Source organism: Sorangium sp. So ce726 (assembly GCF_051521405.1).
Lineage (GTDB): Bacteria > Myxococcota_A > Polyangia > Polyangiales > Polyangiaceae > Sorangium.
The window spans coordinates 10,434,406-10,453,506 of sequence record NZ_CP150349.1 but is presented as its reverse complement, the minus strand read 5'-3'; the positions used below and the strand labels follow the sequence as shown (position 1 = coordinate 10,453,506).

The following is a 19,101-nucleotide window of genomic DNA, read 5'->3' as shown; positions in this document are numbered from 1 at the left end:
CACTGGTAGCTCGACGTCGCCTCAGCGCCAGCGCGCCAGCTCTCGAACGTCGATGCGATAGACCGGGCTGATCCGGCCCCGCTGCTCGAGATTCGGGCAACGCAGACCGGGTACGTCGTCGGACGAAGCCAGCTGGGGGAACCTGTTTGCCAGCTGGCCCCTGTTCGGGCCGTCCGGTTTGCGGTTGTATTCTCGCCGCAGGAACGTCACGAACTCGGCTTCGGTCCACGCCGGGTCTTGCGAATCGAACGTGCTGAAGCGCGGCTCGCCGCCGATGTTGCCGAGGTAGACGGCATTGGCACCCTGCCAGGTGGCGAAGGAGCTGTCGTGGTGGCGCTTGACGTAGTCCGGATGATTGTAGAAATACACCCAATCGCCGGGGCGCAGCTGGTCGACGGAGTCCACGGCCAGCGCCACCCGCAGCTTGCTCACGCTGCCATCGTCGCCCGGCGCGACCTGCACGATGTCCTCGGTGACCGCGTCGAGCGCCGCCGTGCCGACCGTCTTCATGAAGGCGCGCAGGAAGCAGATGTGCAGCGCGCTCATGCACTCGATGGCGATGGGATGGGCGTTCCAGGTGAACAGATCCTCGAGGGCGGCGGACGGGCTGAACTCCTCGGTGTTGGCGAAGTTCATGGTGGTGGAGTGGGCGGGGTGGTCGTCGCCGAGGGGCGCGTCCGCCATCCACGACCGCTGCGGGAAGCGATAGACACCGCCTTTCCATTCGTTGGCGTAGATGAAGCGTCGATCCTGGCCCGGACATCGCGCGGTGTTGAGCTCGCGGAGGCTGGCGATCATCCATTGGCCGAACAGCGCCTCTCGGTGCTCGACCACGCAGGTGCTGACAATGTCGACAAGGTCGCGTGCCCGGCCTTGCATGGGCTTCGCGCGGGCGTGGTTTCTGGCCAAGCCCACGAGCAACTTGCGGCGATAGAGCCACTCCCGGTCTGCGTACTCGGGCGGGATTTGACCTTGCTCAACCTTGGCCAGGCGCCGGAGCAGGATGCGCCGCTCGTTCTGGAGCTTTCGCGCCTTGTTGAGCACACGGCGGATGTGCTGGCTCTCGGCGGGCCAGTCGGTATTGCCGGGCGGGGCCGTGGTGTGGTCGAGACGGACGAGCTCCGCGTCGATCCGCTCGATGCGCCGCTGGCAGCGCGCGGCTGCCCGCAACAACGCCGCCACGTTCAACGGCACGCGCGCACCCGAACCGCAGCGACACTTGCCCACGCAGCCGCGATCGGGCGCCGTCGCATCGCTTACCCGATCACCAGCTCGTCCGTGATGGCCTGCGCCTTGGCCTCGCTGGTCACATCCCGGGCGCGGAGCGTGGCGACGAGCGCCGCGTACTCCGGTTGTTCCTCGAACGAGTCGCCGAGCTCGAAGCACAGATCCACATAGCTGGTCACGTGGGCCTCGAGGTGAAGCCCGTGGCCCGCCGCCCGCTGGAGCTGTGCCTTCAGGCGCTCCATCAGCGTCTCGTCGTTCGTGCTCCAGACCTGTTCCGGATACATCACCCGCACGCGTTCGAGAAGGCGCGGCATCAGCTCGGCGTCCGAGCGCCGGGCCAGGAGTCTCATTTGCTCGCGCCGGATGGTCAGCACGCAGCAATTACGACGGTTTCGTCGATCCGTGTCAAGGACGATAAGGCGAGCAAGGCCGATCCTGCAAGCCCGACCCCGCCGAGCGCGCCTCCCCCTCGCGCCAACGACGGAAGGACCACGCCGCCGAGCCCTCCACGCTCGCGCGAGGGTACCTCGAGCCCGAGGCGTGTTCCGAGCGGATCGAGCTCAGTCCGGTCGCGCCCAGCAAGGACCGGAGCGAGGCTCCGCGCCTGGGCGAGCGCCGCGGCGAGCGTTCCCGGGTAACCGTTGGCGCCGTACAACACCCACACCCGCGGCATTGTCGTGGCCCTGCAGGAAGCCCGGAAGCCGCTTGCCGGCTCGGAGAGCTGGCACGCCGGTTGCTCTGTCTGTGGCGTTGGCACACGTGGAGTGGATGAAACCCGCAATTCGAGCGTCCTTCGGCCTGGGGCCGCGGCACGGCGATCCGGGTTTGGCACACCGGCACACCAGCCCCCGTGCCGCCAAAGGAGTAGGAAACCCGTGCACACCCAACGAATCATCTCCACCCTGGTCAGCGTCGGCTTGCTGGCGGCGTGTTCTGCTTCCACCGAACCTGGCGGGCCGGGCCCCGCAGGTCCCGGCGACGAGCGTCCCGTCGACGTCGGAACCGAAGTGCAGCTCGAGCTCAGCTCGGTCACCGCGACCGAAGTCGAAGCCCAGGTGGCCACCGCCAAACAACACGACGCGGCATCCCTTCAAGAGGCCTACGCGGTCTCGTTTTCGAACGATCTGGGCTACGGTCTCACGGACGTTCAGAACCTCGATCTGATCCAGCGATCAGAGCTGGGCCTGAATGACGCGGAACTCGAGGTCTTGGCCGCGAACGGCTTCGTGGTCTCCAGTCGACTTGCCTATCCCAGCTTCCCCTACGCCTACGCTGCCATCTACGTGCACGATTTGCCGGTTTTCGTGAGCGGCGACATGGTGCTTGAGGCCATGCACCGTTCGTACGACGACATCTTGCAGGCCCTGGAACAAGCCGTATTGATCCCGCGTGTCACCCGCTTGCTCGACACGATGCGTGCTCGCTTGGCGTCCGGAAATTCCGGGCTCTCGGAGCAGGCAGCCGCCGACGCGGACTTCTACCTGACCGTCGCGCGCAGCCTGCTGATGGGAGCGCCGAGCGAACCCGTGGCGGGAGCCAGCAAAGCTGACGTCGCGTCCTTCCTGGCTCACGCCGAAGCGGCCGACGGAGAACAGGGAAAGTCCATATTCGGCGTTCCGCGCCGCTTCGACTTCTCGCAATTCAAGCCTCGGGGCCACTACACGGACACGGTGGAGCTCCAGCGCTATTTTCGCGCCATGATGTGGATGGGGCGCATCGATTTTCGGCTCATCGAAACCATGCCCGATGGTTCGCGCGTCTTCTGGCGCCGTCAGCTCGAGGCAGCGCTGGCGATGCGTGACTTGATGGATGCCGCGGCGCTGGAGGACTGGTCGGGCATCGATCGAACCATTACCGCGTTCGTGGGTGAGCACGACTACATGATCGTGCCCGAGCTGGACGAGCTGTTGAGAGGCCTGGGGGTGTCTGATGCGAGGGGGCTTGCTGCCATCGATGACACGACGATCGCTCAGGCGATCATCAACGGGCGCTACGGCGAACAGCGCATCGCAAGTCACATCATGCGAAAGGAGGGCGGCGATTCCACGTTCCCGCTCAACGCGAGCTTTGCGTTCTTCGGGCAGCGCTACGTGATCGATAGTCACGTGTTCTCCAACGTGGTGTACGACCGCACCGCGACACGCGTGGTTCCGAACCCGCTCGACGCCGCGTTCGCCGCCCTGAAGAACGACCACGCGGTGAGCCTGCTCGCGGGTGAACTCGAAGAATGGAACTACGCCGGCGATCTGGCGGCCGTTCGCGTCATCGCCGACGCCCACCCGCCATCGTACTGGGAAGGCAGCCTGTACACGTCTTGGCTTGGGGCGCTACAGACGCTCTCGGCGAACGCCACGACCCTGGGGCCGGCCGCGGAAGGTCTCCCCAGCGTGGCGCGCAGCGAAGCGTGGGGGCGCCGTCTGCTGAACACGCAGCTCGGATCGTGGGCACAGCTCAGGCACGACACGATCTTGTATGCCAAGCAGTCGTATACCGGCAGCAACGGCTGCGACTTTCCGGATGCGTACGTCGATCCCTACCCCGAGCTGTTTCAAAGGATCGCCAGATTCGCCGACCAGGGCCAGGCCTTGGTCGATACCCTCGACTTCAGCCTGAACGGGAGCGAAACGTTGGCGGAGCAGGTGAGCGCCTACTTCGGCACCCTGTCACGTATCGCGACCACCTTGAGTGAAATGGCGGAGGCGCAGCGGACGGGCATGCCGCACTCGGAGGAGCACATCACCTTCATCAAACAGGCAATTCACATCGAGGGCGGTGGCAGCGGTGACCCCTGGCAAACGGGCTGGTACAAGGATCTGTTCTTCAACCCCGTCGACGGCTTGAAGAGCGACCCGACCATCGCCGATGTTCACACGGACATCGGAGGCGACCTGCCGGTCCCGCGAGCTCCGTCGGTGCTGCACGTGGGCACCGGCAATCCACGCATGATGGTCATGACGGTCGATACCTGTCAGGGTCCTCGCGCGTACGCGGGCGCAGTGTTCGCCTACCACGAGCACCTGGCAGAGGGCTTCACCCGACTCACCGACGAGGAATGGGCTCGGAAGCTGTACGAGGATCCGCCGGCCGATGTGCCGTGGATGGCGCCGGTGCTGGCGCAGTAGAGACCGGCGCGGCCAGGCCTCGGCGCGCTCGCCGCCAGGAGACCGAAGCGTTGAACGCCAAGGCGCCTTGGCGCCAAGGCGCAAAAAAGCAAGAGGGCGAGAGGGGCATTCTTGCGACCATCGACCACGCGATTCATCGGTTCATCGCGCGACGGGCGCTGGAGGCCTTCAGTACGGGATCGCGCAGACCCCGTGGCCGCAGAAGTAGACGACGTGGTCAGCTGCCAGGACGCCGGCGACAGGGAGGGTCGTCACGACCGCCCCTGTCTCGACATCGTGGATGGTGCTCCCGCCCCGCACGTGGATCGCCGCCGGTGAGACGGGGACGATGCCCCCGTTATTGCCGCCCTGCCTGATGGGGATGGGCGGCAGCGTCGGCGTGGAGACCACGTTGCCGGTCGGGTCGTAGAGGGTGGACGCCTCGTACTCCCATCGATCCGAGGTGTTGCGTCGATACGTCTGGACGAGCGCGCGGGTGTCATCGACCCATCCGATCGCGCAGCCGGGCACCACGTTGACGAGCACCCCCTCCTCGTAGAACTGGGTGAACCCGCACCCGCTCCCGGGCCCCTTGTCCGACACGAGGAAATGCTGGCCCCCGGGGGAGATGACCGGCAGCAGCCCGGGTCCGGTGCTCTGGAAGAACACCGTCCCTCCGCTCACGTCGCTGACGATGCGAGTTCCGCTTCCGGCCGTGCCGGCGGGAGGAAAATATCTGCGGCCCAGCGTCGTCCCGCCCGCAGAAATGGAGAAGTCGACGAGGCGACCTCCGATGTCGGGCAAGGCCAGCTCCGCGCCGTCCGTCAGGGAGATGACCCGGAGGTCGCTGCCCGGCGAGCTGATGGCGTCATGCGCGAAGAGCAAGCGTCCGTCGGCCGAGAGCTCGACGTGAGAGCTCTTGAGCGAGAGGGACATCGCGGGACCGGCATCGAGATCGGCTGTATCGTAGATCAGGGTGGCTCCCGAGGCCGTCGCGATCGCGACGCGTCCGGAGGCCGAGCCGTCCAGGGTCGACGGTCCGCAGCCGAGGGTCGCGTTCGCGTCGGGGTCGGCCAGGGTTCCCCTCTGCGCGATGGTGTTGCCGAAGGTCGTGACCGCCCAGCGAAGCCCTCCGTCGATGTGCGCCAGGCTGTCGGTCGCGCGCGCGATCTCGTGCTCCGTTCGCGTGATCTCGGCACCGCCGAGGTCGATGACCTCGAACTTCGATTGTGAATAGTTGATGACGGCGATCGCGCGCTCGGTGGGCACGACGGTCGTTGTCGGGCCGTAGGCGTGCTCCGCCACGGGGATGTTCCCTCCGCCGACCCGATAGATCTTGAGCGGGTAGCCCGGGATATCGCCCTGGTAGGTCCAGAGATAATCTCCGGTCGCCGAGAGCCCGGCGGTGGTTGGCAGAGAGACGATGCTCTCCTGGACGCCGGCCTTCGAGTACACCCGCACCGTGGTGCCGGCCGTGGTGAGGAAGCGCGCTCCGTCCGCGGACCACGCGTGGAAGGAGCCCGTGAACGCGGGCGTCAACGTCTGTGGCGAGCCGTCGGCCGGCACGACCTCGATCGGCAGCGCGCCGCTCCCTTGCTGCGCGATGCGCACCGCGTCGGGGGCGGCATGGAGCGCGCCGGGTCGGCTCACCGTCGTCGACAGCACCTCGTCCCCGGAGGGGCTCCAGAGGGTGAGATCGCGGTAGTTGTCGAGGGTCCACACATAGCTCCCGTCGCTCGCGAGCCCCACCCGGTCGTACTCGGCGGAGACGGTTGCCAGCAGCGAGCCGTCGACGGCGCTGCGCAGGTCGAAGGCGTGCAGCGGGTTGGTCTGGACGAGCACGAGCTCGCCGCGGAGCTCGACGCCTCCTGGGAGCTCTGGCGGCGGCTCCATGGGATCTTCGTGGTCGATGCCGCCGGGCGCCTGACCATCGGCGATCGCGGCGCGGGCCGCTGTATCCCAGAGGATCCAGCGGTCGTAGTCCCAGCTCAGGACGCGATCCCCGGAGACGAAGAGCCGGCGTACGGTGGCAAGGTGTCCCAGATCGAGGAATGCTTCCGGCGTATCGAGGAGATTGCCGGACGTGCCGCAGGCAGAGCGGAATTCAAGACCACCGGAGCCGCCAGAGCCGCCGCCACCGGAGCCGCCGCCACCTGCGCCGCCGTCCCCTGCGCCGCCAGAGCCGGTGGGGTCACCGCCGCTGCCGCCGGAGCCGCCGGAGCCGCCGGAGCCGCCGCTGCCGCCGGAGCCGCCGGAGCCGCCGGAGCCGGTGGAGTCACCGCCGCTGCCGCCGCTCCCACCGGAGCCTCCGGAGCTGGTGGGGTCACCGCCGCTGCCGCCGCTCCCACCGGAGCCGCCGGAGCCGGTGGGGTCACCGCCGTTGCCGCCGTTCCCACCGGAGCCGCCGGAGCCGGTGGGGTCACCGCCGTTGCCGCCGTTTCCTCCCGCGGCGCCGGAGCCGGTGGGGTCAGCGCCGTTGCCGCCGGTATCTCCAGCGCCGGATGTGCTTCCGGTCGAGGCGCCTGGCCCGGAGCCAGAGCAGCCGACCAGCAAAAGGAGACACGAGATGTTGAATGATATGGCTCGCATGCCCCGCTCAGGTGCGTGTCCCCGGGCGTTTCATTCAGCATCACAAAGGTGACGGGCGCATTTCCTCTCCTCGGCACATGGGCCACGGCCATGGAAGCCCGGCCACGCGCCCCCGCAGCGCCGCCGGTGTGCCCCGGCGCGACGCTGCGGAAGCGGCCGTCCCGCGCTGGACAACTGACGCGACCGGCCGCCTCGCGCTTGCCGTCGTATGGATCCGCGCTCAAACGACAAAGCCGCGGCCTGGGGCGATACGATCCCGACCTGCGCTCTGCCGCTGACGGGGTGCGAGACGATGAACCCCGGCGAAGGATTGGCCTACGACCAGCTTCTTTTGCCTCCGGCGCGGGCGGCGGTGGCGGTCGCGTTTCGGGCTCGGGCAGCGCGGGGGCGGGGTCAATCGATCGCGAACCGGACGGCCTTCAGCGCGCCGCCCGCGCTCTTGGCCCGCGCGACCGCGCGGATGCGCGTCTTGCCCGAGCTGCCGATCGCCAGGTTACCGGGATCGATGTAAGTGAATTGGGCGCTCACGTTGTCGACCGCGTACGTCGGCGTGCAGGCGGCGTCGTAGGTGATGTCGCCTCCGCCGAGCCGCTCGTAAGCGACCTCGGGTGCGTTGTACCAGTAGTAGTCGACGTGCACCTGATCGCCGGCCTGGCACACGGTGGGTCGGATCGAGTGCGTGTGCCCGCCCGCCGCGTTCACGATGTCGACCTCGGCGATGAAGCGCGGGCAAACGCTGCCGTTGGCGTACGACGCGTCCGCGCTGTCCGCGAGGAACGTCGTCGGGCTGGCCGGATTGCCTGGCGACTCGGACAGGACGTCGGGCGCGTCGAGCAGGCAGTCGTAGACGGACTTGACCGCTCGCGCCACGGCGTCCCGGCGGTCCGGGAAGCTGCCAATCGCGCTGAAGCGCTGCTCGATCTGCACCCCACGGGAACGGCGCGCCATCTTGTTGACGAAATTGTCCAGGCCGTTCCCCGGCTCGCATCCCTGCGACCACCTGACGTTCAGGCCCGACACGACGCTGGCGAGCTCGTCGCGCACGATCTCCGCCATCCCCTGGCGAAAGACGCCCTCCATGCGGCCGCCGACCCGAACGTGCGTGTTGTTGTTGCAGCTCGAGTCCGAGCTGGCGTGGAAGGACACGGAATAGGGGAGCGGGTTCGTGATGAACGTGTTCATCCCGGGGAAGCTGAGCGGGCTGATCTGGGTCGAGGTGATATGATAGCTCACCGTCGCCCCCGACTGCGGGTTCCCGTTGATCGCGGCCGCCCACACGCCGTTCCGGGCCGTGTCGGACTCATGGATGAGCTTCACCTGATCGAACGCACCCCGCTCGGTGGGGTGGGCGACCGCGTACACGACGCCCGCGCTCGGGCCCCGGTAGGTGTATTCCATGACCCCGTGGTTGGTCCACGAGGTCGCCTGCGCGTCGGCCATGCTGGTGGCGGGCGCGGCGATCGCGGGCGCGACCCCCGGTGCGTACTCGTTCGACACCTCCACCTCCGGCAACGTCGTGAGCGGCAGCGTCGGGGAGTCGTACGACGACCAGGCGACCCGACTGCCGTATGCGGCCTCGTTCATCTCGAACACGGTGGGATCGCTGCTCGTCGTCGACTCGACGGTGCAGATGCCCATCAGAACGCCGCGGCGCTTGATGGTGAGCTGCGTGTTCGGAGCGAAGATGGGCACCTTGGGCGTCGCGTTCGGATCGACCGGCGGAACGCGGCACCTCTCCGACGGCGTCGCGCTGGTGAAGGTCACCAAGCGGAAGGTCTGGCCGGTCAGGGTCAGGCTGGATCTGGCCTCCTGGACCGGCTCGGCCTCCTCCGCGTCGACGGCCGAGTAACAGCCCGACAGCAGCGCGAAGGCAGCGGACATCATGACAAGGACCGGCGTGCCTCGCGGCGAGATACCATCATGTGAATTCGTCATGGCACATCCAAGAAGGGTGGAGCGTTCAGCGTTGATTCAAGGAAATAACGAGGGAGATCTGATCAAGAGCTCAGGTGTGGACCGAGCCTGCGCGCAGTCAAGCAAGGTGTATGCCGCCTTGTGCGCGTGCTCCGTGACATGGGCGCGCGGCGCCGTCAGGCCGAAAAGGACGGCTTGTCGCGCGTGTCGGGCCGGGCGGGGCCGCCGGGCCAGCGACCAGGAGATGTCACGATCGAGGGCGTGACATGTCACGCTCTCACCGAGACATGTCACGTGACATGTCAGGCCGCCGGCGTCTCTTCGCCAGCGCCGCGCGGCGGATGAGCGCGATCAGCGCCGGGGCGAGCTTCGCGCCGTCCGCCTCGCCGAGCTTCCACGGAGCCGCCGAGTGATCGACGATGACCTTGACCACGGCGAAGGCGATCGGAATCGACCGCGCGGCGCTCGCCGCCGTCGCTTTTGTGAGCCACCGGGACCCGCTCGCGACCACCTATTCCAGTTCCCGTGGTCTTGCCCAGCGCAGCCCTCGCCCCCCGGCTCACCCTCGTCCGCACCGGCCCCCTGGCCGGCCTGGACGACGCCGGCCTCGCCCGCGCGGCAGCCGAGGGCCAGCCAGGCGCCGCCGGCGCCGTCTGGGACCGCTACGGCGCCGTGGTGCACGGCCTGCTCCGCCGCGTGCTCGGCCCGGGCGGCGACGTCGAGGACCACGCCCAGGAGACGTTCCTGCAGTTCTTCCGGGAGGTGAAGAACCTGCGGGATCCCGCGGCGCTGCGGCCGTTCCTCCTCGGCATCGCCGTGCGCGTCGCGCGGTCGGCGCTGCGGCGCCGGCGGTTCCGGCGCTGGTTCTCGCTCACCGACAGCGGCGTGCTGCCGGATGAGCCGGCCGAGGGCGTCGACGAGGGCGCGCGCGAGGCGGTCGCGCGGCTCTATGCGCTGCTCGACAGGCTGGACGACAGGGCGCGGCTCCTCTTCGTGCTGCGCCACATCGAGGGGCTGGAGCTCGCGGAGACCGCGCAGGCAAGCGGGATGTCCCTCGCCACGGCCAAGCGCCACCTGGCCAAGGTGACCGCGCGCGTCCACGCGATGGCCGAGCGGGATCCGCTCCTCGCGGCCTACGTCGGGCCCGTGGAGGAGGCGAGCGATGGCTGATCCGAAGCCCGGGGTTCCGCCGGAGGTCGCCCTGCGGCGGCTCGCGGCGCTGGCGCGCGAGGCGGGGGCGCCCTCGCCGGCGGACCGCGCGCTCGCCCGCGGCCGCGCGCGGCTGATCGACGAGGTCGAGCGCCCCGTGTTGCCGCTCGCGCCGCGGCGGCGCTGGCTCCTGCCGGCGGCGCTGGCGCCGCTGCTCGTGATCCTGGGCCTCTGGGCGCTGCGTCCGGCGTCGCGCCTGTCGTACCAGGTCGACGGCGTCGCGCCGGGAGACCGCGCCGACGGCGCGGCGCTCGCGGACAGCTACGTGCGCGGGGGGACCAGCGGGGCGACGGCGCGCTTCAGCGAGGGGACGACCGTCCGCTTCGCGCCGGGGGCGCGCGGGCGCATCACCGCCGTGACGGCGCGCGGCGCGCAGATCCACATCGAGGGCGGCGCCGCGCACTTCCGGGTCGCCCACCTGCCCGAGGCCGAGTGGGTCGCGGCGGCAGGGCCGTTCACCGTCAGGGTGACGGGCACGGAGTTCGACCTGAGCTGGGAGCGTGAGCGGCTCGAGCTGACCATGCAGAGCGGCTCGGTCGCGGTCCGCGGGCCGCTCGCCTCGGGCGGCGTCGCGCTCCAGGGCGGCCAGCGCCTGGTCGCCGACGTGGTCCGCGGCGAGCTCACGATCGCGGACCTGAGCGCCGCTGGCGCGCGCGCGCCAGGAGGCGGCGCGCTGCGCGAAGCCGACGCGCCGGCGAGGACCGATGTGCTGGAGGACGCCGGGGCGCCGGCCGAGATGGGCATGCTGGAGGACGCCGGGGCGTCGGCCGAGATGGGAGGGGCAGCCACGGCGGGAGCAATGGCCGCGGCGGGGGCAACGGCCGCGGCGGGAGCGCCGGTTGCGACCGATCCGATGGCTGCGCTCGCGCCAGCTTCGGCCGCGGTCCGTGCGCCCGCGGCGCCTGCGCCCGCCTCGGGGAGCTGCAGCGAGCATGTCGCCCGCGGCGACTTCGCCGGGGCGATCACGGTGGCGGAGGCGCGGGGCATCGACGCGACGATCGCCGCAAGCCCGCTCCCGGAGATCGCCGCGCTGGCCGACGCCGCGCGCTACACGGGGCGGAACGACCTGGCGCGGCGCGCGCTGCTCGCCGAGCGCTCGCGCTTCCCCGGCTCGCCCGAGGCGCGCTCGGCGGCGTTCCTCCTCGGTCGCCTGGCGGAGGCGGGCTCGCCCGTGGCGGCCATCGACTGGTACGATCGGTACCTCGCCGAGTCGCCGGCCGGCTCGCTGGCAGCCGAGGCGCTCGGGCGGAAGATGATCGTGCTGCGCGCCTCCCAGGGCGATGGCGCGGCCCGACCGATCGCCGAGCAGTACCTCGCGCGCCACCCGCACGGGGCGTTCGCGGCCGCCGCTGCGGAGATCCTCCGCCGCCCATGAGGCGCAGCGGGTTCGGGCTTGCCCTTGCGCTGTGCGCCGCGCTCTTCGTGTCCCGGGGGGCGAGCGCCACGGAGGAGATCGGCGTGATCGTGGTGCGCGCGCCGCACGCCGGGAAGGTCGTCGAGGAGGCCACGGTGCGCCTCGCGGGCGAGCTGCGCGCCGTGGGCTTCTCGGTTCGCTCCCTGGAGGGCGCGCCGGGCGTCGACGGGCGCGCGCCGATCGAGGGCGCGGACGGCGTGTTCGCGGCCATCGCCATCCTCGAGACCGACGGCGGCGCCGTCGCCGACGCGTGGATCGCGGATCACGCGACGAAGGAGACGCTGGTCCGCCGCGTGGAGCTCGGCGTCCCCGGCGCCAGCAACGCGGCGAGCGATCTCGCCGTGCGGTCGGCGGAGCTGCTCCGGGCCAGCCTGCTCGAGCTGAGCGGCGAGCAGCGGCGCGAGCTGCCCGAGCGGGTGGCGCAATGGATCGCCGACGCGGCCGCGCCGGCGGGGCGCGAGGCCATCGCGCTCGACGCGGCGCTGCTGCAGCCGCGAGCGGCGGTCGCGCCCGCGGATCGATCCACGGAGGCGAGCGGGTCGGCCGCGCCTGCGGGCGGATCCCGGGCGGCGCGCGGGTCGGCCGCGCCCGGGCGGCCTGACCCCGGGAGCGCCGCGCCCCGGGCGCCCACGCCGCCCACGTCCGAAGAGCGCTGGCTGAGCGTCGAGGCGGGGCTCGCGGCGCTCGCCGGCGACGTCGGGGTCGTTCCCGGGCCCTACTTCCGCGTGGGGCACGATCTGACGGCGGGCGTCTCGCTGCGCGGAACCCTCGTGCCGGCCGTCATGGCCAGGAACCTCGACGCTCCCGGCGGCCGCGTGGCGCTGCGGCAGACCGCGGCCATGATCGGCCTGGCGTACGCCGCCGGCCCCGAGGCATGGCGGATCCATCCGGTGATCTCGCTCGGCGCGGGCGTCTACCATGTGACGGTCGCCGGCCGGGCGAACCCTCCTTACCGCGATCGGCGTGAAAACTGGCTCACCGCCGGCGTCTCCGCAGGGGGCGGCGTCGGCGTTCGCGTCCTGCCGTACCTCGCCGCCCACGCGGCGCTCGACGTCCTCGTGCTCGCAAGACAGCCTGTCTTCACCATCGCTGGTGTGGAGGTGGGCCGCACGGGGCGCCCGACGCTGCTCCCGAGCCTCGGCCTTCAGGTGAGCTTCTGAGTCGCCGGATCCTTCTGAATCGTTGATTTTGGTGAGCCACGGAGAGGAGCTCGCGTCCACTTACCAGAGCGAGGCACATCCCGGCTTCGCTTTGAGAGGGAGAGTCATGCGTCATCATCTTCTTTCGCGCCGTCCGCTGCTCGCCGTCGCAGGGCTGTTCTTGATGCAGGCCGCGTGCGAGGTGCGCTTCATCGAAGGGGTCGACTCGCCAGAGGAGAGCTCGAGCACGGGTACGTGTGTCGAATGTTGTTCCTCCTCGACGGACTGCGCGACCGGAGGCAGCGCCGTGGGCGGGTCGAGCGCCGTGGGCGGGTCGAGCGCCGTGGGCGGGGCGAGCGCCGGCGGGGTGTGCGGAGACGGCGTGGTGGACCCGGAGTGGGAGCAATGTGACGACGGCAACACGGCGGATGGAGATGCGTGCTCGAGCGACTGTCAGCTCCAGGCAGCGGGGGGCGCGGGCGGGGCGAGCGCCGGCGCGGTGTGCGGAGACGGCGTGGTGGACCCGGAGTGGGAGCAATGTGACGACGGCAACACGGCTGACGGAGATGCGTGCTCGAGCGACTGTCAGCTCCAGGCAGCGGGGGGCGCGGGCGGGGCGAGCGCCGGCGGGGTGTGCGGAGATGGCGTGGTGGACCCGGAGTGGGAGCAATGTGACGACGGCAACACGGCGGATGGAGATGCGTGCTCGAGCGACTGCCAGCTCCGCGCAGCGGGGAGCGCGGGCGCGGTGTGCGGAGACGGCGTGGCGGAGCCGCCGCGGGAGCAATGCGACGACGGCAACACGGCGGATGGAGACGGGTGTACGAGCGATTGTCAGATCGGCCCGGCATAGCGCCGTGAGCATCGTGGGGCGCCGCCGCCCGCCGCCTTCACCCGATCACGGCAGCACTGCGCGCCTCGGGCACTCGCCGTCACCCTGGAAGTCGCCGAGCGTGCGCGCCTGCGCGACCACGTAGTCGTACGCCGTCTCGATCGGGCCGCCGGACGCGCCAGCGAGGTTGTACTCATCGCCGAACACGTCAGCGGCGTTCACCTGCTTGAGCTCATCGATCGTCGTCTCACCGTCGCCGTCGAGATCGCTGTCCGCAATGTACTGCGCGTAGCGCTTGGTCAGCTCCACGCCCGCGGTGATGTTGTCGAAGAACCAGTGGTCGCCATGGATCGTCGGCTTCACCGCGACCGTGCCGCTGGTCGGGACGCTGAACCCGTTGAGCCCGTCCTCGGTCGCGCAATCATCGAACGACGTCCCGGCCGAGAGGCCCCAGCTGAAGCGCACCCGAGCCGCGGGGACGCACGCGTCGCCGGGTGGTGGGCACGACTCGCCGTCCTCCTTCTCGATGGATCCCTCGAAGAACAGCGAATAGCCGCCCTCGACCATGAGGTCGACGTCAGTCGCCGTGGTGGGCGGCAGCGTCTTCACCCCCGCCGTCGCGTTCGGAAGGTCGAACCCGAAGCGGTCCCAGCGCACCGCGCTCACGTCCTGGAAGTCCGCGATCACGTACCTCGTCGCCGGGGCGTTCTTGAGGTCGAGCACGAACACCGATGCATCGCCGAGCGTCTCCTCGGCGTCCGAGCGCGCCGCGCGCACGTTGCCGATCGTCACGAGGAACCTCTCGTACGTGACCTTCCAGCCGTCCGCGATGTTCTCCTCCCCCGTGCCCGGCTCGAGGCCCTCGGGGATGGTGTCCTCCGGCTCCACGAAGATCTGCACGGCGCCGGTCTCGGACGTCGCGCCGCTGTCATCGCCGCACCCCGCGGCGAACGCGAGCGCGCACGCCGTCACCACGAACCCTGTCTCCTTCAGTCTCTGCATGATCAAGCTCCTCAGTCGTCTCGAAGTCCCGACGAGCGCGCACGAGCGCGCCCGGCGAGCGCAGGCCCGCGCTCCTCGCGCGCCCAGCGCCCGCATCACCCTCTGGCCTCGTGAGATGATCAGGCCGCCGGCGGGGAGCTCTTCGGCGCCAGGATCAGCAAGGGGATCGGCCGGACCTCGGGCGAGGGCCGGATCGAGGCGAGGCGGACGACCTCGAGCAGCGTGGCCTCCGCCACGCGGTGCACGGGCGCGCCGAGCTGGCCGCGCAGCGCGAACGCGTCGCAGTGCTCGTCGCCCTCGTGGCGCGGCGCGAGCGCGTCGCACAGGTCGTCTCCCCCGCCGGGCCGCGCTCCTTGCGCGCCGGGCTGGTCGCCGGAGGGACGGCGCTCGGCGTGCAGCGTCGCCGCGGTGACGGCGACGGTCGCCGCGTGGACGAGCTCGCCGTGCTCGCAGCGGGCGTGCCGGACGAGCAACGCGTGCGCCAGGCTGCACAGCTGCGCCGCGAGCGCGAGCGCAACGAGCCAGCGCGCTCGCCACCGGCAGGCGGGGCTCCGGCCAGGCCGCCGCCGCGCAGCGGCCGTCGCGCGGGCCGGACGGCGGCTCACAGAGACCGCCTCATGGCGACGTCGACCAGAGGAACTGCGGCCGGTGCACCGCGATCATGTCGTAGCGCAGCCGCTGGTGCGCGGGCGATCCCGGCGCGATGGCGACCCTGGTCGCCCCTCCCTCGGCCAGGGCGTCGAAATCGACGCTCGCGAGCCACTCGTCCACGACGTCGAAGCGGACCACGAGGCGGACCGGCGCCGCGCCGACGCTCGCGGCGACCGCGAGGCTCGGGACCGCGAGCAGCCCCTGGCGCTGCGGCACGGCGTCGACGTCGGCCTCGAAGTCGAGCGCCTCCGCGCCCCGCGTCGCGCGCCCGCGCAGGTGGACGGAATTGACGCCGGGAGCCTCCGGCGCCGGCGTGGGCGACGACTCGGTCGAGAACCAGTGGATGCCGTAGTTGAACGACACGCTCCGGATCTCGCCTTCGAATCCGTGGACCAGGCCGAGCGGCTGCGGCGCGGGGTCGAGCAGGTTCACGCGCGTGATCGTGGTCAGCTCGGCGATCGCGGTCTCGCACAGCGTCGACGCGCCGGAGTCCGCGGCGCAGAAGTAGGCCGGGCCGAAGGCGACCGTCGCCTCATCGAGCGCGATCGTCCACGCGCCCGCGGCGATCTCCCCGGGGACGTCCGCCTCGGCGTGCGCGGCGTACGTGACCTCGGGCTGGCCGGTGCCGGCGCAGGCGGATGCGGACAACGCGGGCGACCCGAGGAGGACGGCGGCGACGAGGCGGCGCGAAGCCGGGGCGAGGTTCGGGGCGTTCATAGCGAGAGCGTCACGTTCGCGAGGAGTGAGCGCGGCGACCCGGCGCTGATGTGCCGGGCCGGCAGCTCCGAAGGGATCGACGGCTGTGACGCGCCCGCGGTGCCCGGCCAGGTCGACTTGAACGAGTACTCCGTGTCGGCGTACTCGGCGTCGAGCAGGTTCTGCGCCTCGACCCCGACCTCGATCCAGGGGCCGCCCTGCGCAGCGTCTCGGCCGACGCGCAGGCTCCGCCGGAGAGAGAGGGACGCGTCCACCACGAAGACCGGCGCGGCGGTCTGCGCGTACGGCAGCGGGCGCGGCGAGAGGAACGTCGCGCCGTAGCCGAGCCGCCCCTCGACGGGCGCGCCGGCGATCGTGAAGACCGGCCGCTTCAGCGCGAGGTCGGCGCGCACCACGACGGGCGGCACGAACGGGAGCTGCTGCCCCTTCACGTACGGAGGTGACGGGTTCTCGGGCGTCGGCGGGGGCGGCTCGTCCAGCGTGGCGTGGACGAGCGTCGCGCTCACGCCCGCCGTGAGCATGGGGCTCGGCGCGGCCTGCAGGTAGGCGACGAGCCCGCGGCGGGTCGTCCGGCCGATGCGCACGAGCGCGCCCTCCGCCGCGTCGAACGCGAGGTCGTAGGAGAGGCGCGTCTCGTAGGCGGCCGCGGTCACGCTGAGGCCACCGCCGGGGCGCAGCGTGGCGCCGGCCTCGTAGCTCCTCACGGTCGCGAACGGCGCGTTGTCCCCGTCCTCGAGCAGCCGCGCTTGCGGCGAGCGGTAGCCGTGCCCGTACGAGGCGGAGACGCGCAGGGCGGGCAGCGGATCGAGCTCCAGCGTGGCCCGCGGGCCGGCGGCCAGGCCCGCCGCCGTGCGACGGAACCCCTCGATGTGCGTCTCCTTCTGCGCCGCCGGGATGAAGTTGCCGATGCGGTCGTCCACATCGAAGACGAGCAGGTCGGCGCGCAGGCCGCCGCGGAGGCGAGCGTAATGCGACAGCTCGAGCAGCACGTCGGCGTGGGCGCCGACCCCGGTCACCTGGATCGACGCGTCGACGCGCTGATCCCACGTCTCGTTCTGCGGGGGCTGGAGGAGGTTCTGCGCCTGGTCGATGCCGTTGGTCTGCACCTCGGCGCCGACGGCGATCTGGCCGGTGAGCCAGGGCGCGAGCGGGATCCGCGGCGTGCGGTAGGCGAGGCCGCCGCCGAGCGCGGCGTCCTGGTTCGCCTGCTCGATGAGGTCGCCCCTGCCGACCCACTCGGGCCGCCGGCGCGAGCGCTGCGTGTAGCCGGTGAAGTTCATCCGGCTGCGGTACCCGGACGTCGCCGCCCAGAGCCAGGCGCTCTTCTGCGAGCCGTCGTCGGAAGGCCGCTCGACGCTCAGCGCGAGCTCCAGCCGCGTCGACGCGGCCGACTGCGCGCGCGCCGCGAGATCCGGATAGGCGTCGTGGAAGCCCACGCGCCCCGCCTCGATGTCGTCGCGCCGGAGCACCCCCGCGAGGTTCGCGCGGCCGCCGTGGGCCGCGATGTGCAGCAGCGCCGAGTACTCGTCCGGCAGCGGCACGCGGTACTGGCCGACAGCGCCCCCGGAGATCGCCCCGCGCGTGCCGTCGCCGAAGCCGTCGGTCGTGCGGACCACGGCGGCCCCGAACGTGTCCTCCGACTGGCCCTCCGGCGCCCAGACCGCGAGCAGCCGCCGCGTGCCGAACGAGCCGAGCGTGCCCTTGAGCAGGAGCCCGCGCTCCTCGACGCCGAGGTCGAAATACGCGCTGCCCGCGACCGCGAAGTCGCCCTGCTGCGGGTCGTAGACGCCCTCGACGACGCGGAGCGACCGCACCACCTCCGGGATGATCACGTTGAGGTCCGCGTAGCCCTGGCCGTGCACGTGCGAGCGCTGGTTCAGCGGGATGGGCCCGACGCGGAGCTCGACGTCCTGGCCGTGCTCCGCGTCGAAGCCGCGGAGGAAGATGCGCTGCGCGACCGCCTCGCCCTCGGGGTGCGCGACGTGGACGCCGGGCGCCGTGCGGAGCAGATCCGCGGCCGTGGCGTGCGGCGCGGCGGAGAGCGCCGCGCGGCCGATCCGGAAGTCGCTCGCGGCGCGGCGCGGCGGGTTCGGGCGGCCCTGCACGTGGATCTCGATCGGCTTGCCGGGCTCGGCCACCGCGTGCGGGCCCGCGACGCCCCCGGCGAACTCCACCGGCTTCGGCGCCGCCGGCCGGGGCGGCGGGGGCGCCGCCGGGCGATCCGCCGCCTTCGGCGCCTCGGTCTGCGCGGGCGCGGGTCGCTCCTCGTGGGGGCCCGGCGCGAAGTGGAACGGCACCCGGATCCGCGCCCGCAGCGGCGCGCCGCCGCGCATCGCCGGCGAGAAACGCCACCGCCGCACGGCCTTCATGGCCGCGTCATCGAACGCCGCGCCCCCGGACTCGGCCACGACCGCGTCGCTGACCGTGCCGTCCTTCTCGACCGTGACGAACAGCGTGACCGTGGTGTCGATGCCCTCCGCGAGCCGCTCGGGCGGGTACTCCGGATCCACGTGCTCGAGGATCTGCGGCGCCACGGGCGCTTCGGGCCGCGGCTCAGGCTGCCCGAGCGCAGCCGGCGCGGCGAGGGCGATCGCGGAGAGGCAGCAGAGGGACAACCAGCGCATGAGCAACCGAGCTCAACGCGACTACCACGTCGTACAGCGGCCGCAAGCACCACTCCGCCGGGCGCCGCGCGCGCAGACGACGGTGACGGAAGCGCGCGAGGTCGCGCGACGTTCTCGCGCGCGGCTTCTCGGCGACACGTCGCGCCGGTGCAGCGGCGGTCTCGCCGCGGGGCGCGGGGCCGTGTATCGTCTCGTCATGCCGAATGAGACGCTCGTCCAGGCGGTCAAGACCATCGTCGCCCTCGCGCGCGGTGGCGACCTCGACGCGGCCTACAAGGGATACCGCGACCTCTTCCAGAAGCCGGAGTTCCTCAAGCAGCGCCCCGAGGATCAGCGCCAGGTGCTGCGGCTCATGATCCTCGCCAAGGGCGTCCCGTCGACGCCGACCGAGGCGATGATCGAGGCCCACCGCGCCGCGGTCCCGGCGCTGACGGAGCTCGTGTCGATCCACGGCGATCCCGGCGATCACGAGCTCCTCGGGCTCTGCCACGTCGTGCTCGGCAACCTCGAGAGCGCGGACAAGATCTTCCGCGCCGGCCTCAAGGTCGAGCGCGAGCGCAACCCCCAGAGCGATCTGTGCGGCACCCTGATGAAGCGGATCTCGCTGCTCTAGTTCGCGCTCGTCAGGGACGGGACTAGTTCTCAGCCGCACCCGTCCTGTTAGGATGGCCCCCGGGCGCCA

At 71.3% G+C, this 19,101-nt stretch carries 15 protein-coding genes; 6 read left to right on the top strand and 9 right to left on the bottom strand.

Going from position 1 to position 19,101, the window contains the following annotated elements; all coding sequences use genetic code 11:
- Positions 1 to 21 precede the first annotated feature (21 nt).
- Together WME79_RS38895 and WME79_RS38890 are read right to left on the bottom strand one after the other, a co-directional pair.
- The gene (locus tag WME79_RS38895; protein WP_437525490.1) at positions 22 to 1,194 is read right to left on the bottom strand and encodes a hypothetical protein; all 1,173 of its coding nucleotides are present in this window, start codon (positions 1,192 to 1,194) and stop codon (positions 22 to 24) included.
- A gap of 62 nt (positions 1,195 to 1,256) precedes the next feature.
- Positions 1,257 to 1,577 carry a hypothetical protein gene (locus WME79_RS38890; RefSeq protein WP_437525489.1) on the bottom strand — a complete coding sequence of 107 codons (321 nt, stop codon included), beginning with the start codon at positions 1,575 to 1,577 and terminating at the stop codon, positions 1,257 to 1,259.
- Positions 1,578 to 2,102: 525 nt separating this feature from the next.
- On the opposite strand from WME79_RS38890, the gene WME79_RS38885 reads away from it, so the two are divergent.
- On the top strand, positions 2,103 to 4,349 hold the full coding sequence (locus WME79_RS38885) for a DUF3160 domain-containing protein (protein WP_437525488.1): 2,247 nt from the start codon (positions 2,103 to 2,105) through the stop codon (positions 4,347 to 4,349).
- Between the two features lie 168 nt (positions 4,350 to 4,517).
- Here WME79_RS38885 and WME79_RS38880 read toward each other — a convergent pair whose 3' ends face one another.
- From WME79_RS38880 to WME79_RS38870, 3 genes are all read right to left on the bottom strand, one after another.
- Positions 4,518 to 6,917, bottom strand: coding sequence for a hypothetical protein (locus tag WME79_RS38880; RefSeq protein WP_437525487.1), 2,400 nt, complete (start codon positions 6,915 to 6,917; stop codon positions 4,518 to 4,520).
- Between the two features lie 393 nt (positions 6,918 to 7,310).
- Positions 7,311 to 8,852 (bottom strand): hypothetical protein, encoded by a 1,542-nt coding sequence (locus WME79_RS38875; RefSeq protein WP_437525486.1) that lies wholly within the window; start codon positions 8,850 to 8,852, stop codon positions 7,311 to 7,313.
- A gap of 256 nt (positions 8,853 to 9,108) precedes the next feature.
- On the bottom strand, positions 9,109 to 9,342 hold the full coding sequence (locus tag WME79_RS38870) for a hypothetical protein (RefSeq protein ID WP_437525485.1): 234 nt from the start codon (positions 9,340 to 9,342) through the stop codon (positions 9,109 to 9,111).
- Between the two features lie 14 nt (positions 9,343 to 9,356).
- Between WME79_RS38870 and WME79_RS38865 the strand changes: the two genes are divergently transcribed.
- The 4 genes from WME79_RS38865 (at position 9,357) to WME79_RS38850 (ending at position 13,446) form a co-directional block, all read left to right on the top strand.
- The gene (locus tag WME79_RS38865; RefSeq protein ID WP_437525484.1) at positions 9,357 to 10,001 is read left to right on the top strand and encodes an RNA polymerase sigma factor; all 645 of its coding nucleotides are present in this window, start codon (positions 9,357 to 9,359) and stop codon (positions 9,999 to 10,001) included.
- Positions 9,994 to 11,415 (top strand): FecR domain-containing protein, encoded by a 1,422-nt coding sequence (locus tag WME79_RS38860; RefSeq protein WP_437525483.1) that lies wholly within the window; start codon positions 9,994 to 9,996, stop codon positions 11,413 to 11,415. Before WME79_RS38865 ends, WME79_RS38860 begins: the two co-directional genes overlap by 8 nt.
- The gene (locus WME79_RS38855) at positions 11,412 to 12,614 is read left to right on the top strand and encodes a hypothetical protein (protein ID WP_437525482.1); all 1,203 of its coding nucleotides are present in this window, start codon (positions 11,412 to 11,414) and stop codon (positions 12,612 to 12,614) included. Before WME79_RS38860 ends, WME79_RS38855 begins: the two co-directional genes overlap by 4 nt.
- Before the next feature lie 106 nt (positions 12,615 to 12,720).
- Positions 12,721 to 13,446 carry a DUF4215 domain-containing protein gene (locus WME79_RS38850; protein WP_437525481.1) on the top strand — a complete coding sequence of 242 codons (726 nt, stop codon included), beginning with the start codon at positions 12,721 to 12,723 and terminating at the stop codon, positions 13,444 to 13,446.
- Between the two features lie 45 nt (positions 13,447 to 13,491).
- Here the strand turns inward: WME79_RS38850 and WME79_RS38845 are convergent, their stop codons facing one another.
- From WME79_RS38845 to WME79_RS38830, 4 genes are all read right to left on the bottom strand, one after another.
- Positions 13,492 to 14,427, bottom strand: a complete 936-nt coding sequence (locus WME79_RS38845; protein WP_437525480.1) for a hypothetical protein — start codon at positions 14,425 to 14,427, stop codon at positions 13,492 to 13,494.
- Between the two features lie 119 nt (positions 14,428 to 14,546).
- Positions 14,547 to 15,032 (bottom strand): hypothetical protein, encoded by a 486-nt coding sequence (locus tag WME79_RS38840; protein ID WP_437525479.1) that lies wholly within the window; start codon positions 15,030 to 15,032, stop codon positions 14,547 to 14,549.
- A 10-nt stretch (positions 15,033 to 15,042) separates the two neighbouring features.
- A complete protein-coding gene (locus WME79_RS38835) occupies positions 15,043 to 15,795 on the bottom strand; it encodes a hypothetical protein (RefSeq protein ID WP_437525478.1) in 753 nt (250 codons plus the stop codon).
- On the bottom strand, positions 15,792 to 18,419 hold the full coding sequence (locus WME79_RS38830) for a TonB family protein (protein ID WP_437525477.1): 2,628 nt from the start codon (positions 18,417 to 18,419) through the stop codon (positions 15,792 to 15,794). Before WME79_RS38830 ends, WME79_RS38835 begins: the two co-directional genes overlap by 4 nt.
- 196 nt (positions 18,420 to 18,615) lie before the next feature.
- On the opposite strand from WME79_RS38830, the gene WME79_RS38825 reads away from it, so the two are divergent.
- The gene (locus WME79_RS38825; RefSeq protein ID WP_437525476.1) at positions 18,616 to 19,032 is read left to right on the top strand and encodes a hypothetical protein; all 417 of its coding nucleotides are present in this window, start codon (positions 18,616 to 18,618) and stop codon (positions 19,030 to 19,032) included.
- Positions 19,033 to 19,101 lie beyond the last annotated feature (69 nt).

Bases quoted from the DNA above. Each gene is read 5' to 3' on its own strand.
- WME79_RS38880 (WP_437525487.1), bottom strand. From the start codon at position 6,917: ATGCGAGCCATATCATTCAACATCTCGTGTCTCCTTTTGCTGGTCGGC.
- WME79_RS38830 (WP_437525477.1), bottom strand. From the start codon at position 18,419: ATGCGCTGGTTGTCCCTCTGCTGCCTCTCCGCGATCGCCCTCGCCGCG.
- WME79_RS38890 (WP_437525489.1), bottom strand. From the start codon at position 1,577: ATGAGACTCCTGGCCCGGCGCTCGGACGCCGAGCTGATGCCGCGCCTT.
- WME79_RS38850 (WP_437525481.1), top strand. From the start codon at position 12,721: ATGCGTCATCATCTTCTTTCGCGCCGTCCGCTGCTCGCCGTCGCAGGG.
- WME79_RS38825 (WP_437525476.1), top strand. From the start codon at position 18,616: ATGCCGAATGAGACGCTCGTCCAGGCGGTCAAGACCATCGTCGCCCTC.
- WME79_RS38855 (WP_437525482.1), top strand. From the start codon at position 11,412: ATGAGGCGCAGCGGGTTCGGGCTTGCCCTTGCGCTGTGCGCCGCGCTC.
- WME79_RS38875 (WP_437525486.1), bottom strand. From the start codon at position 8,852: ATGACGAATTCACATGATGGTATCTCGCCGCGAGGCACGCCGGTCCTT.
- WME79_RS38860 (WP_437525483.1), top strand. From the start codon at position 9,994: ATGGCTGATCCGAAGCCCGGGGTTCCGCCGGAGGTCGCCCTGCGGCGG.
- WME79_RS38835 (WP_437525478.1), bottom strand. From the start codon at position 15,795: ATGAACGCCCCGAACCTCGCCCCGGCTTCGCGCCGCCTCGTCGCCGCC.
- WME79_RS38845 (WP_437525480.1), bottom strand. From the start codon at position 14,427: ATGCAGAGACTGAAGGAGACAGGGTTCGTGGTGACGGCGTGCGCGCTC.